12 protein-coding genes are annotated in these 15,297 nt (G+C 39.6%); 4 read left to right on the forward strand and 8 right to left on the reverse strand.

The genetic code is table 11. The features are described 5' to 3' along the window. Window position 1: 1 nt before the first annotated feature. Window positions 2–784, forward strand: coding sequence for a SagB/ThcOx family dehydrogenase (locus tag FW778_RS13270; protein WP_150415244.1), 783 nt, complete (start codon window positions 2–4; stop codon window positions 782–784). A gap of 107 nt (window positions 785–891) precedes the next feature. On the opposite strand, the gene FW778_RS13275 is transcribed toward FW778_RS13270, so the two are convergent. From FW778_RS13275 to FW778_RS13285, 3 genes are all read right to left on the reverse strand, one after another. Then, window positions 892–1,605, reverse strand: a complete 714-nt coding sequence (locus FW778_RS13275) for a phosphatase PAP2 family protein (RefSeq protein ID WP_150415245.1) — start codon at window positions 1,603–1,605, stop codon at window positions 892–894. Window positions 1,606–1,862: 257 nt separating this feature from the next. Next, window positions 1,863–2,237, reverse strand: coding sequence for a hypothetical protein (locus FW778_RS13280; RefSeq protein ID WP_150415246.1), 375 nt, complete (start codon window positions 2,235–2,237; stop codon window positions 1,863–1,865). Between the two features lie 260 nt (window positions 2,238–2,497). Further along, complete coding sequence (locus FW778_RS13285) at window positions 2,498–2,887, reverse strand: bromodomain-containing protein (protein ID WP_150415247.1); 390 nt, start codon at window positions 2,885–2,887, stop codon at window positions 2,498–2,500. A gap of 831 nt (window positions 2,888–3,718) precedes the next feature. On the opposite strand from FW778_RS13285, the gene FW778_RS13290 reads away from it, so the two are divergent. After that, on the forward strand, window positions 3,719–4,168 hold the full coding sequence (locus FW778_RS13290; protein WP_150415248.1) for a pyridoxamine 5'-phosphate oxidase family protein: 450 nt from the start codon (window positions 3,719–3,721) through the stop codon (window positions 4,166–4,168). 568 nt (window positions 4,169–4,736) lie between these two features. Here the strand turns inward: FW778_RS13290 and FW778_RS13295 are convergent. The 3 genes from FW778_RS13295 to FW778_RS23145 form a co-directional block, all read right to left on the reverse strand. Then, the gene (locus FW778_RS13295) at window positions 4,737–5,855 is read right to left on the reverse strand and encodes an ABC transporter permease (RefSeq protein ID WP_150415249.1); all 1,119 of its coding nucleotides are present in this window, start codon (window positions 5,853–5,855) and stop codon (window positions 4,737–4,739) included. Then, on the reverse strand, window positions 5,852–6,958 hold the full coding sequence (locus FW778_RS13300) for an ABC transporter permease (protein ID WP_150415250.1): 1,107 nt from the start codon (window positions 6,956–6,958) through the stop codon (window positions 5,852–5,854). The genes FW778_RS13295 and FW778_RS13300 overlap by 4 nt, the downstream gene beginning before the upstream one ends. A 379-nt stretch (window positions 6,959–7,337) precedes the next feature. Next, a complete protein-coding gene (locus FW778_RS23145; protein WP_202552233.1) occupies window positions 7,338–7,508 on the reverse strand; it encodes a hypothetical protein in 171 nt (56 codons plus the stop codon). Window positions 7,509–7,719: 211 nt separating this feature from the next. Here FW778_RS23145 and FW778_RS13305 point away from each other — a divergent pair, with 211 nt between their 5' ends. Next, complete coding sequence (locus FW778_RS13305; protein WP_235906252.1) at window positions 7,720–8,673, forward strand: DUF3078 domain-containing protein; 954 nt, start codon at window positions 7,720–7,722, stop codon at window positions 8,671–8,673. Window positions 8,674–9,069: 396 nt separating this feature from the next. Here FW778_RS13305 and FW778_RS13310 read toward each other — a convergent pair whose 3' ends face one another. Further along, window positions 9,070–9,753, reverse strand: coding sequence for an SGNH/GDSL hydrolase family protein (locus FW778_RS13310; protein WP_150415251.1), 684 nt, complete (start codon window positions 9,751–9,753; stop codon window positions 9,070–9,072). A gap of 119 nt (window positions 9,754–9,872) precedes the next feature. Continuing rightward, window positions 9,873–11,066, reverse strand: coding sequence for a glycoside hydrolase family 27 protein (locus FW778_RS13315; RefSeq protein ID WP_202552234.1), 1,194 nt, complete (start codon window positions 11,064–11,066; stop codon window positions 9,873–9,875). Between the two features lie 992 nt (window positions 11,067–12,058). Between FW778_RS13315 and FW778_RS13320 the strand changes: the two genes are divergently transcribed. Further along, a complete protein-coding gene (locus FW778_RS13320) occupies window positions 12,059–15,067 on the forward strand; it encodes a hypothetical protein (protein WP_150415252.1) in 3,009 nt (1,002 codons plus the stop codon). The last annotated feature ends 230 nt before the right edge of the window (window positions 15,068–15,297 follow it).

Genomic DNA, 15,297 nt, shown 5'->3' on the forward strand with positions numbered 1-15,297 from the left:
CATGTTTAGAGAAAAATACCCCGAAGCATGGATCTTTCACCGCGGCACCTGCCGCTCTGAACTCAATACATTACAGCTGCAAGATGCCCAAAGCCTGCAGGAATCTTATAAAGAGTACCTCAGTGCACCGACGGTGTTGTTACCCCTCGTAAAAATCCCTTCAGTACAATTCGCTGATCTGGTTAGTGAGAGATATTCCTGTCGCAGGTTTACAAATGAACCAGTGCAGCTGCAAGATGTGGCAAACATCCTCTTTGCAGGATATGGAAAATGCAGTACCATTATATTGGGCGAAAATGAATTCATCTGGCGAACGGTTCCTTCAGGGGGTGGCTTGTATCCCCTCGAACTGTACCTGCTGGTGACAAACGTCGCAGGCCTTGAACCTGGGATATACCACTACGTTATAACGCCAGGCCTACTCGAAATCGTGAAAATAGTTAATCTCCCGAAATCTTTTCTTGAAAATCTTTTTATGCACCAGCCTTATGTTGCTGCAGCGCCCCTCATAATAGTGGCCACATCTGTAATTGAAAGAACGATGAAAAAGTATTTTGATCGTGGGTACAGGTATATATTATTTGAGGCGGGACATGCATTTCAAAATATGAATTTAATGAGCATCGCCTGCCAGCTGGGCTCAATGAATATAGGCGGATTCTTTGACGCTGATATGTGTAAAGTGTTAGGGATAGACATGGAAGAAGAGGTGCCGCTTTACGCTATGGCTGTCGGCGTACCCGATGGTAATAGCATAACCGCAAGACTCCCGGTTCAAGGATGAAGCCCACTGAACTTCCGGGTCAAAGGTAACTGTTATCAAGTGCTGCTAATGCACAATAAAGTTTCATGCTACAACATAAGATGAAATTTATATAAAACAGTCATGCATCAAACAATTCTACGCATTACTTCCAGTAAATGACTGCATATAAAACGAACCTCGATAAACATTTTCGAAATTTCGTAGGTAAGTAAAAAGGCTAATGAATAAAATATACCCGTATGTTTTGCAGAAAATTCAAATACCTTATTTGAGAGCGGGTTGCTTATTTTATTTCCCGATATTAAAAAAGTGATCAATATTCCAATAACCGCACCGGCTAATATATCCGTTGGAAAATGATACCCTAAATAAACTCTTGGAAAACAAATAACAAATAATACATACAGATAAGTTAAGATTCCTAATTTCCTGGAAATAAGAAAAATGCCCGTAGCTAATGAAAAAAACATAACAGCATTATCACTTGGAAAGGAGCTCCAGGTGCCTAAACTTAATGCGCTGGTGCCAAAAGGCTTTACAAAATTTATTGCAGGATTAATGATAGGCCGTGCCCGGAAAGGCAATAATACACACAATAACCTTCCAACGGCTATTGCCACTAAACAAGAAAATATAGTTACAATTACACCTTTACGATTGCCCGTTAATTTGCTGCTTTTTTGAAACCAAAAAAACCAGAGGATGCAGACTAGAATAACAGCCTTTATAAAACTATTATCTACAATAAATACCATAAAGGCATCAAACGATTTGGATGTTTGAGCAAATTTATTCAGATAACCAATAATTGAGGAGTCAAAACCGTTCATAAGTTGCATCGTTAGTTTTAGAAAAATACCAGAAGGCTAATTCAATGAATGAAAATAATATTCTTTAATGATTTTATTAAATTCTAACACATAGGCGTGCGCAAAAATAGAGAATAAATTGTTTGGTTAATCAACCACCTTTCCTCGTCGGGAAAATTTAAAAGGAACATCAAAAGGAGACTGGCGGTTTTGAAAACGCAATCCAGATACCAGGGGTTGATACAATTATTATCGGATAAAACCCGGCCATTAACTTATTAATGACCCTACTCGATTGAAAACAATATCATTATTAATAATAAACCTGCAACTGCACCTATCAAAATCCACCATCCTTTTCCTGGCTTTTTATGGGCAGCCATGCATTCACTCACGGTCATATTTGGATTGTTTTTAAGTACATGTTTCATTCTTAATTTCATGATTGAAAATGAAATCCTTTCAGATAGATTCAGTTTTTTGCCAGTGATCTTACTGTAATCTTTCGGTGACAGTATGATAAACTCGCTCACTTTCAGATTTTTCCCGTCTTTGATTGAAGATGTTACTGATCCCGGATAAATAATGGAAAAAGCCTGGGTGCTATTGCTGAGGGTAACACCTGATATGCAAAAAAAGACACCGAATAAATATATCTTCATAAATTAAGTTTTAAAGAAATTTGGTTCAATGCTAAGCTAATCTTCCAAAGTACCAAAAACGATGATTTGGAGGTAATCATCTACATGATGTAAATCATGATCTTTTCTATTTATATTCCAGCTACCCCGATTGGAAGGGACAGCGCTCCCTGATTATTTAAGGCGTTGTACGACATGGCCACGAAGAGGATTTGTGTATTGAAACATTCTCAGCACATGGGGCACGTTTCCCCCGGAGTTTATGAGTTATTTAAAATCCATTATACTGCTACAAGGAAATTATTGAAATCGAAGCATAATGTTAAAAACAACCCTTCTGTCTTTAAGATGTTAGATTGGAGCAGCCTTAAAGGGGGATCAATGTCTTTCACAATTTCACCGTCCCCATGAGTTTCCGCCCACAATCGTTTTTCAATTTTTGCAATATCGTTTTTTAATAAATTAATCAATTCATCCTGTGCTACAAATTTGCTTAAATAATTTTCCATTTCTCCCAACATATCTATTTCAAAGCTGTCTTTAACAATCTCCGCAAGCCTGTTCTTCAGGTGTACATTTTCATCAGCAATGAAATTCAATAACCGTTTGCAGGTTTCAATCTCAAACTTTAACTGTGATAATTTCAAATTCTGCATGGGTTGTTTACTCATTATTATAAAGCCTTTCAATTATTATGAATTACGCATTCCTAAACTAGGAAAATTGAATTAGCAGATTTATGGGCTTAAATCATCAAAACTTATGATGTTGATCAATTTGAGAAACGATGGGTCATCTCCGGCGGGTATTCGTCATCACTTTACAGTGCCATAATGTAATTATTTTAATAAATACTTACTGTTATGTGGTTAGTTTTGGTTCGGCTGCCGGCATCTACTGTGTTGTCTTTGTTAGATTTTCATATCATAAAATATATAAATTCAAATTTTTGCACCTATTTTATTTTTCGAAAAAATTTTTTAATTTAATGTCGGTTTTTCATAGGATATTGGATTTAAAGCGGGCCTGGATTTCCATCTGGGCCTTTTTATTGTAATCTTTTTGCTGCACCCCACCAACGTCACCTCCCCTATTTCCCGGAGCTGTGCTCACCCTATGTCAGAAGATCCTGATTTTTAAAATATAATCGGGAATGTTTGGTTGGCACGCCGGCCGCGCAGCGGAGGCGAATCACCAGGAATTATGATATTAATCGGATTTCAAAAGAAAGTATTCGTGATGGCTTGCCGCGTGTTTCCTATAAGTAGTCTGGATATGGCCGCCGTAGTAACCGGGGCCTTTTTTCATTCTTAGGGGATATAAATAAAATGTGTTGGATAACACATATAGTGCCGGGATACCCCGCAGTTGTGGGCGCTCCACCAACATTCTTCCACCTGATATTTTCCGGGGTGAAAATATTGTTTTTTGGCGCCCACATTTGTTGTGTTATTTATTACCAGAGTATAGCCAATTTAATACCTTTATTAAAATAAAAATATATGTTTGGAGATTTAAACAACCAGGCAATTGAGCATTTATTGAAATATCAACTTTTAGGACACATTGGATGCCACGCTAACGATAAAACATACATTGTTCCCATATGTTATGCTTATGATGATGGTTGCATTTATGGCCGAACGTTCGAAGGCATGAAAATAAGAATAATGCGCGAAAACCCTAAAGTATGTTTTCAGTTAGAGCATGTGGAAAGTATGGGTAAGTGGCAAAGTGTAATATGTTGGGGAGAATTTGAAGAACTAACTGACAAGGATAAACGTGATAAGGGAATTAAAGTTTTGCAAAACCGGGTAACAGCAATAATGGGCGACAAGAACCTACTGGTATCAAATCACTGGCCTTTTGCCCTAAATGATTCCGATTATAAGGAAGGAATAATTTTTTGTATTCATATAAGTGAGAAAACCGGCAAGTTTGAAATGATCTGATTTTAGCCGATAATTTCTATGAAAACAAACCGGAATGAACACAAAGGAAAAAAAATCAACGCCCAACAGGGCACAGATTGAATACCGGGCAGAGAGTTAGATTTTTCGCAACTATATAAATGTGTCAATAAATAACTTCCCTGGGTGATATTAATCATATTAAAGAATAACCGTCGTCAGTTTGCAACAAAAATATAGGTGCTATTATTGCATATGGTTTTTCATAGGATATTGGAATATAATACGGGCATGGATTTCCATCCAAGCCCTTTTTTATAACTTTTTATCTCCCTTCCGCAATCCCCCACCTCCCCCTCTCCCAGCCCATACAATTCGACACCATTGCACAATTACTGCTTCGGTTAGTTGTTTAGTTATATTTTATCAAAAAAGTTAAGTACGAGGGCAAACAGGATTCGTTGATAATAAAAAATAAGTTCTGTTATTTTCTATTGCGTGTAAGGTACTCCGTTATATAAGTGTAAAATAACAATAAAAAAAATCCGACAACAAAATTTTGCAGATATTGGCCGGCCTGGTAACCCGAAGGAGTGCAGCTACAGCCAATTCAACTTCTCTTCCGGTAACTCAAAACAGCCCAGGTGTTTAAAACTACTGCAAATATCAGCACCTTAAATATGAGCGGAGCAATGTCGGATATACTGCCGCCCTTTAACACTACCAGGCGCATTACTTCCACAAAATAAGTTATCGGGTTAATGCGTGTAAACCACTGTGCCCACAAAGGCATACTGTCAATGGGAGTGAACAAACCAGCCAGGAGCACAAACACCATAAAGATGAAAAACGTGACCAGCATCGCCTGCTGTTGTGAAGAAGCAAAAGTAGATATCAGCAAACCGTAGCCTAAAATTGCCATCAGGTAAACTGCAGCAAAAATATAAATAGTAAACAAGCTACCCACCGGAACAATTCCATACAACATCCAGGCAATGATAAAACCTATGGCTAAAATAAGCAGGCCGATTACCCAAAAGGGGATGAGCTTACCGAGTATGAAATGGTATTTTTTTACAGGGGTTGCATTGATCTGCTCGATGGTGCCCTTCTCTTTTTCTTTTACAATATTCATGGAAGTAAGAAAAGAACCTACTATTGTTACCAGCATCACCAATATACCCGGCACCATAAAGTATTTGTAATTCATAAGCGGGTTATACCAATTGGCAGCGCGTATATCGATGGTGATCTCGGGACTTAGCCTTGGCGTTTGTATCCATTCGTCACGAACTTCCTGGTTAAAATCCCGGATAATGCTTTGCAGGTACGAGCTTCCAAGGCCTGCTTTCACCGCGTTGATGGCATTTGCGGCAATGAACAAAGTAGATTCATTATTACGTATGAGATCCCTTTGGAAATTATGTGGTATTTCTAAAACGATGTCTGCCTTGTTTTTTTCAATTTCAGTAAAAGCCTTATTGTAAGAATTACTGTAATGATCCAGTTTAAAATAACCTGAGGAAGTAATCTTAGCCACCAACTGGCGAGCATAGGTGCCATGGTCATTATCTACAACGGCCAGTCGTACATTACGTACTTCATAGTCGGCAGTCCATGGCAGTAACAACAATTGTAACAATGGTACCACAAATATCACGCGTAGTATCGCCGGGTCACGAAATATCTGCCTGAACTCCTTCTGCAATAAAAACATCAGTGTTCTCATGCAAGGCGAATTTTAAAGTTCTTTAATGCAGCAAACAGCAGCAACACTGTCATGCCAGATAAAATGAGCGTTTCTTTCCATACAGCGCTAAAGGGAAGTCCTTCGATCATTACGGCACGAACGATCTGGTAATACCAGCGGGCCGGTACAATGTTGGATATAAGTTGCAGGATCACTGGCATGTTTTCAATCGGGAATAAGAAGCCGCTAAGCATTAATGTTGGTAAGAACAAGCCTGTCAGGGAAATGAACATAGACATTTGCTGCGAATTAGTAGCCGTGGAAATAAGCAGGCCAAAAGACAGGCAGGTAAGCGTAAATAAAATACTTTCACTTAGAAGTAACAGAAGATTTCCGTGTATGGGTACCTCAAGTATATATACACTTAATAATAAAATGCTGATGATATTTATAAAAGAAATAAGCGCATAAGGAACAGCCTTGGCAAGCACCAGTTTTACAGGTGATACCGGTGATACAAGCAGTACTTCCATAGTACCTGTCTCTTTCTCGCGAACAACTGTTATGGCAGTCATCATAGTACATACCAACATAAGCACCATGGAAATGACACCGGGAACAAAGTTGTAAGTGCCTTTCAGCTGTGGATTGTACAACATGCGTACCTGTGTATGAATGGTGAAAGGCAGTTTTCTATTTTGCTTGTACCGGTCCAGGTAATCCATAATAATGTTAGAGGCATAGCCGGTGAGCGTAGTTGCCACATTTGGATCGGAAGCATCTGCAATAATTTGTACCGGTGCTTTATTTACGTGTTGCAGGTCGCTGGCGAAAGAAGGAGGAAAAATAATCACCATCCTTGCTTTTCCTGTATGAAACATCTTTTCCACTTCCCCTTGTGTGTGCAGTTCAGCTACCTGGTCAAAGTACCGGCTGGCATCCAGTTCATTCACAATGGCTCTGGTGCTGGCATCTTTTGAAAAATCGAGTACAGCAAACTTTGAGTTCTTTACTTCAGTTGTAAGTGCAAATCCAAAGATGAGAATAAGTACCACCGGCATGCCCAGCAGGATAAGGAGCGTCTGCATGTCACGCAAAATGTGCCTGAATTCTTTTTTTACACAAGAGAGAAACTGTTTCATGTTTCCGGTTCGAAAGGGTTCCAATAATTAATTACCGGCGTTTCATTTCATATGGCAGCTGTGTTTGTAACTGAAAAATTTATTTCGTCTAATCATATATGTTAGAGTAGGCAACTTTTGGCGGAATAATCATTTTTAATACTTTCCTAATTTTAAATTTACAATGCGCCTCATGCCGGGTAGCTGACTTAGCACATAGTCAATTATGATAATGGTCATTATAATACATCGGATGAGTTTGCCGCTGGCAACGCTCCTCTCCCTCTCCAGGTATGAGAAAGTAAAAAAATAATTTGTTCCCCACTTTTGGCGCATGCATTTCTGACAATATCTTCCAGCTTATTTTTTTTGAACCCATGCCATCATTATCAAACGCCATCTAATGTGTTAGAAATGCAAACCCATCTTCTCCGGTGGCATAAAACTTTATCGGCGAATATTTATAATCTTCCGGATATTCGCATAAGCCTGCTGCTACAGGGTTGTAATGATGAAGAAATTTTGTTCCTACTGAAATAATTAACCCGTTGCGCCCTCTTCTACTGATCAACTTTTGATGGAAATAAGGGATGAGCTGAAGGCTTCGGGATAAATCCGACTTCCCGTTTATTAAGAAAAAAAACGGGGCGGCAGCTGCAAATTATTTATATCGCTGTTTTTGACTTCCTAGAACTAATTTAGGTTTACTTCTTTCTGCCCAATCCAATAACTTGCGATTATTTTGGGCTTATTAATATTGATAACTTTAAACCTGTTTTACAATGAGAACAAATTATTCCAAGGGTATTAGTTTTCTGATCACGGTTATTGTGCCTGTTGTCATGTGCATGAACAGTTATGGACAGGATCAATCGGTAAAAGACATGAGCGCTAGTGCCACCAAAGAAATTAAAAAAGAGAAAATTGACAGCGGTAAAACCTGGAAAACCGGCGGCTTATTTAATCTGAATTTTGGCCAGGGCAGTCAAAGCAATTGGGCGGCAGGTGGAGATGATTTTTCTTTATCTATTGCTTCTTATCTCGGCCTCTACGCATTTTATAAAAAAGACAAATATAGCTGGGATAATACCCTCGATTTAAATTATGGTATGATAAACACTACCAGTCTCGGAACCAGGAAAAATGATGATCGTATTGACCTATTATCAAAAGTGGGATATGCACTAAGCCCCAAATTAGATGTGGCGGCATTATTTAATTTCCATTCACAATTTTCAAAGGGATACAAGTATAATAACGATGGCACAAAGGACCTTTTATCCGATTTTCTGGCGCCCGGTTATGTTTTATTAAGCCTTGGATTGGATTATAAACCTGTGAAAGGATTATCCATTTTTGTATCTCCATTGACTTCGCGATGGACAATAGTGAAAAATGATAGTTTGTCGGCGAAAGGTTTATATGGTGTAACACCCGGGAAAAAAATCAGGAATGAAATAGGCGCTTTTGCAAGTATATCTTATATAACCGATGTGAATAAAACCATCAGTTACAATGGCAGGCTCGATTTGTTTTCAAATTATGGGCATAATCCGCAAAATGTAGACATAATGATGAACAATATGTTTGTCGCCAAAGTTTCTAAAATACTTACAGCCAGCCTCGGTCTTAATTTAATTTATGATGATGACGTGAAGCTTTTTGGGCCCAATCATGATTCCCCTGCATTACAGTTCAAATCTTTGATAGCAGTAGGTTTGAGTATAAAATTGTAAAAAAGAGTATGAATCCTGAAAGCTTCCCCGATTTTGAACTTGTACGGGAATGATTGATTATGTTAACAGGTACCCAGTCCTGGTTAACCAACGATAAATCGAACTCCCCAGCTACACTTAGCGTGCTCGTAACCGTTAGTTGAGCTGTCCTTAGTTCCCGCCACCACGGACAAACATAACTAAGGACTTACAAACATTAAATCTATAACAAAAATTCAATTTCAATGAGGCCATGTTGCTTTCCATTTTGGCTGTTAAATTTATGCATATAAATAAACTCATTAGTAAAATATGGGAATATTTAATAAAGAATTTCCCGCTATTGTTCTTCAAAAAACTAATGTAAAAGGTTATATGAAAAAGTAACCACGTAAACAGAAAGACGAAACACTAACTTCACTTTTTCAATAACATTAAAATACCCTGCGTTACATTATTGCTTTCCGCAGCGATGCCTTCGGGTATAAAATGCACCCCGTCACTTCTATAAAATTCAGGATGGGCAATGGATAAAGAATAGTTATCGATGACCGGTATATTTTTTTTGCCTGCAAAAGCTTCCACATATTGATTGCGCTTTACAACGTTAGCATTAAAAGCATCTGTGATCTGGAGATTAAGATGGTCTCTTTCCGCGGTTGTATTTACCCATTGAATTTTAGGATTGCCGTATTTGGACAGTAATTTATAAACGCCAGGAATAACTGCTGCGTACTCTTCTGCAGTGTAGCCGCGGCCATGAAGCCCGTTATTAAAGCTAATAACATCAAAATGGTAATGTTTAAGCACTTCCTCCAATTGCTCAAGCAATATGGGATCACCCATGCTTTTGGAAGTGGTAAACTTGCATGGATAGGCGATGCCATCTAATGCCTTTTCTACCGAAGGATAATAGCCTTCAACATGTGAGTCGCCAATGATGAGTACATGCGGGAGGTCAGTTTTATTTGTTCCTGTTATCCACGTGTGCGACCATTCAATATCTTCATTGATAATTTTTCCCTCAGTCATTTTTGCAGTATGGCAGGAACCAAGTGTAATTAAGCAAAGAGCTGCAGAGACGCAAATATTTTTAAGCATAGCTAATGTATAAGGGAATTAAGTTAAGAGTAATATGTCGCTGAATAGTGAGTAGAGTGAGTAAAACACAAGTACGTTACGTCAATCTCTCAACAACTCACTATTAGGTACCATAATTTTTAATTCTGTGCTGTAACTTTAAACATTTGTACTCCATGCGGAGCAACGTCAGCCCTTACAAGACCATCTGCACGCTGTTCTTCTTTATGGCTCCAAAGATTTCTAACGGTATAAGTGCCGGCCTTTTTAATATCCAGGTCCTGTATTTTCATCGTCATAAAACACCCTTGGTCGCCGCGGTTAAGAAGCAATACGGCCCAGCTGCCATCTGCTAATGGCTTCACCCATACTTCCCTGTCGCCATTGCTTGTTAATTTATATCCTTCCTTTGCTGCAGGGTCCTGGTCTATTGCTATTACTTCTTTATTAGTGAGAATATCATGCGTATTGTCGGACATATTCCGCAGGTCATTCCCGGTTATTAGCGGAGCAGCGAGAATGCACCAAAGGCTGAAATGAGTAACGTATTCCGTATTTGTCATTCCTCCATTGCCTACTTCCAGCATGTCCGGATCGTTCCAATGGCCTTTGCTGGCAAAGGTATTTAAGCCCACCTGCTCATCAAGTATTTGAATCATGCTGTTCCAGTTGTCAGAAATATCGCCGGTTGTGCGCCAAAGGCCTCCAAGAGTGGGCGCCCATTGCCACGGATTGTTACTTCCCCATTCGCAAATGCTAAAAACGATTTGCCTGCCCGATGCATCTAATGCATTTTTCATTTTTGTATAACGGGATATTGCTGGTCTGCCTTCATTATTACAATTATCATATTTTAAATAGTCAACGCCCCATTTCGCAAACATTTTTGCATCTGCTTGTTCATGGTCGAGGCTTGCAGGCCAGCCTGCGCAGGTTTTAGTACCGGCAGAGGAATAAACGCCTAACTTAAGCCCTTTTTTATGTACATAATCTGAAAGATATTTTATTCCATGTGGAAATCTTTCAGGGTCAGACTGGAGATTACCATCTTTATCCCGCTGAAGCGCCATCCAGCAATCATCAAGGTTAACATATTCATATCCTGCGTCTTTCATGCCCGATGCAACCATCGCATCGGCTTCCCCCATAATCAGCTTCTCATTAATATTTCTGTGAAAGTGGTTCCAGCTATTCCAGCCCATAGGCGGTGTTGGCAATAATACATCCGATGTTTTCCCCATCTTATTTTCCTGCTGTGGTTGGGCAAATGCAATATTTAACTGGAGAGCAAATACGATAATTACAAAGAGAAGTGAAAGAGTTACTTTTTTCATTCGAATTTTTTTAGAGGTATTATAAGAATTGATTTATTAATTGTGAACAGCCTGAAGAGCAATCATTAGCAAGCTATTACAGCGATAAAGTTATTGCTTTTTATTTAGCAGCAAAGTAAATTTCAGGCTGGCTTATATGGGCGAATAAGTAACTAATCATATCGATGTGCTCATAACCGTTAGTTGCGCTGTCCTTAGTTTCCGCCACGGCGGCCAAGTGTAACTAAGGACTTACAAACATTAAATTGATGGTGAGCTTGCGAAAGAGTGGAACACCCGCGGAGGCTGAGTATTGCAGACTTGCCTCCGACTGTACATTGCAAACTGCGTGTTTAGACCAACGGCGCAGGTTGCTGCAATACTTCCATAAATTGTATTCTGATAAATATAACGTAAAGCAAATCTTTTATCGTTATACAAAGATATGAGACCAGACCTTGGCGGCTCGGCGGCTCTTACGAGAGGTTGATGTGAACTTGCGAAAGAGTGGAACACCCACGGAGGCTCAAGTGACAAGGCCTGGAAGAAAGAAATATTGATTTTTTTTTGTAAATATGACAAATTTTTATTCATTTTACATACGATTTATTACATACAATTCAACTCCTTCCAAACTATTACCTCCTGCTACCAATGGTTAATTTTATTTAGTTTATTATCCCAAATGTAATTTTCAATATTCGTTATTGAAACCATTTATTATCCATTACCGGAGGTTATACCTTACTTTGATAACTCTGCCTCTCACCACTTTCTCTGAATACCACAGGGTTACTTCATGATGCCATAAAAAAACCAATCATTGATGTGTTAAGTTAATGTCATAATCCAGATATTCTTTCAAATAACCATTTTTTTGAATACAGGGTTTAGCAACAAAAAAGACCATTTGTGGCTTTCAGAAACAATAAGGATTATATATCTATTTTATTCTATGCATGAACCAGTATAGAATCTAACTTTTCAAATAATAATTTTATAAAACCAACAACATGGCACGAATTAAACTTTTCGGTGAAGAAAGAAAACAATTTTTGTTTTTGATGATGATGTTTGTTATATCAAACATGTCTATATTTTCAGTAAAAGCTCAGTTTCCTCCCGCAGGTTCCTGCATATCCACTGATTTCCAGTTGGTAGCCGCAACTCTTACGGGTGGAGATGCCTGTAATACTTGTACGCCAGGAACTGAAATAACGAGAACGTTAACGTTATCAATCCAAAATAATACGCTCCTCCCACGAACCTCGTTTGCTTTCTGGGGTACACTGCAGATATTTGACGGGACTACGAATACCCTAAAATCTTCAACACCTATAAAAGGTTGCAATGGCCCTATTAGTCCTCTGCCAAGAACAAGTTTATCTTTTGGTAATATTACCTATACCTGTGGTGATAATTTGCAGATCACTAATTTATATTTAGCGTGGTCAAATAGTACCTGTCCCCTGGATTCTTCGCTGATTGCTCCTCAATGCGGGACCTTACCTTCCATAGTAATTAACTCTGGTGTGAACGGCAGCTTTGTAGTCACGAATGTAAAATGCTTTGGAGCCCATACAGGTGCAATAGACCTTTCGCCAACCGGGGGAACTGGCCCTTATTCCTACTCATGGGTTGGGAGCAATGGCGGAGTTGTTCCATCCGGCCAATCTACTAACCAGGATCTTACCGGTTTGGTAGCCGGCACATATACAGTAACAATAACTGATTCAAAAAATTGTACTATTACTAAGGACACTACTGTTACCCAACCTGCATCTGCAATAGCAGTCGTATTGACTTCGCAGAAAAATACCTGTTTTGGTGAATCTACCGGTGCTATCAATATAACAGCATCCGGGGGAACCCCACCTTATACCTATAGTTGGTGGTCTTCTCCATTAGTCCTTCTGGTTGATCCAGATGCGGAAGATCAAACCGGTTTGGCGGCAGGAACATATAATGTAAGAGTTACAGATGCCAATGGTTGTTCCACTGCACCTTTATCAGTTACGATCACACAACCTGCTACTGCATTGAGTTCTTCCATAACAGCACAGACCATGGCGTGTTATGGTAGCAGTACAGGAAGTGTAACTGTAGCAGGGTCCGGCGGCGCTTCTCCTTATTCTTATAGCATTGATGGAACCAACTTTGGTTCTAGTGGCACCTTCAGCGGACTTGCTGCAGGCGACTATACCATTACGGTAAAAGATGCTAATGGCTGTACCACAACACAGGCGGTAACGATCACACAACCAACTGCTGCCTTAAGTGCTTCTATAACTGAACAAACCAATATTTGCTTTGGCGAAGGAACAGGAAGTGTAACCGTGGCAGGTGCCGGAGGTACAGCTCCTTATACTTACAGTATAGATGGAACTCACTTTGGTTCAAGTAGCATGTTCGGTAAGCTTGCTGCTGGCGACTATACCATTACGGTAAAAGATGCTAACGGTTGTACTACAACCCAGGATGTTACCATTACACAATCCGCTGCACCCAGTGCTTCCATAACTGCTCAAACCAATGTGGCCTGCTTCGGAGACAAAACAGGAAGTGTAACCTTAGCAGGTTCGGGTGGTACTGCTCCTTATACTTATACCATTGATGGAACCAGCTTTAATCCAAGTGGCATCTTTAGCGGACTTGCTGCAGGCTTCTATAAGACTGCGGTAAAGGATGCTAACGGCTGTACCACGACCCAGGCAGTAACTATTACCCAACCCGCAGCTGCATTGAGTGCCTCTATAACAGCACAAACCAATGTGGATTGCTTTGGCAACAGTACAGGAAGTGTAACTGTAGCAGGGTACGGTGGGACCTCCCCTTATACTTATAGCATAGATGGCACCAACTTTGGTTCAAGTGGTTCCTTCAGCGGTCTTGCTGCGGGCAACTATACCATTACGGTAGCAGATGCGAACGGTTGTACCACAACCCAGAACGTTACCATTACACAAGCTGCTGCTGCATTGAGTGCATCTATAACTGCACAAACCAATGTAGATTGCAATGCTGATAATACTGGGAGTGTAACCGTAGCAGGTTCCGGCGGTACTTCTCCTTATTCTTATAGCCTTGATGCAACCAACTTTGGCTCAAGTGGTACTTTCAGTGGTCTTACAGCTGGCAGCTACACCATTACTGTGAGAGATGCCAATAGTTGTACCACAACCCAAGCGGTAACTATTCTTTCACCAGTATTCTGCGGTGGACATTTTTTCCATACTGGAACTACGTGTTCAAAATTTGAATCCGGTACAACTCAACTTGAAATGGTTTGTGTAAAAATCAGTAAAGGAAGAATTTCAAATGCTACACCTGGCGTCTTCTTCTATTATACTTATTTAACTTCTCCGGGTGGTACTTTCACGGTTGATATCATACAGTCTGCTACATGCGGTAGTAAATTGTTTTCCGTACAGAAAGATCAGGTAAATGCGTGGACTTTCTCAGGATGTACAAAAATTGCAACAGGTTCTTCAGTAACTGGCAATCCTTCAACAGGAAGAATTACCATAAGTGGTGTTCCTGCAGGTACGCAAATTGTTCTATCAGTGAAGTACGATGTTAAGTCAATAATTAACGGCACACTTTCTTCAGATCCATGCAATTATTCTTTTGTATCGAAGATTGGCGGTGTTATCCAGGCTAACAGTGGTGGGTCCCTGAAGGTAGGTAGCAATTGCACCTCAACAACAGCTCCAATTACAATTAACGCGCCATCAGACAAGCAAATTAGTCCTGTGGATCATTTAAGTGTTTCCGCATATCCAAATCCGTTTACTGATAAAGTTACTTTCTCAATTACATCCCCGGTTTCAGGTAAGGCATCCCTGGACATTTACGACATCCTGGGCCAAAAACTTCATAACGTTTACCAGGGATATTTATTTGCAGGAAGAGGACAGGTGATAGAGTATGCAATACCTTCTTCAATCTATAAGAGTACTTTGATCTATACTTTGAAGGTAGGTGACCAGCAGGTGAATGGTAAATTGATACAAATAAAATAAATTATTAACTTCTAAGAAGAAAAGGCTGCTCAATCGTGCAGCCTTTTTATTTACATGTCATTCAAAAAGTTTATAACATAGCGTAGACCGTTAGTAACTCTTATACCACCTGCTACACTTAGTGTACTCGTAACCGTTAGTTGCGCTGCCTTAGTTTCCGCCACGGCGGCCAAGTGTAACTAAGGACGTACAAACATTAAATTGGTGTGAGCTTGCGAAAGAGTGGAACA

The sequence above is a fragment of the Ginsengibacter hankyongi genome (assembly GCF_008710285.1).
GTDB classification, from domain to species: Bacteria; Bacteroidota; Bacteroidia; order Chitinophagales; family Chitinophagaceae; genus Ginsengibacter; species Ginsengibacter hankyongi.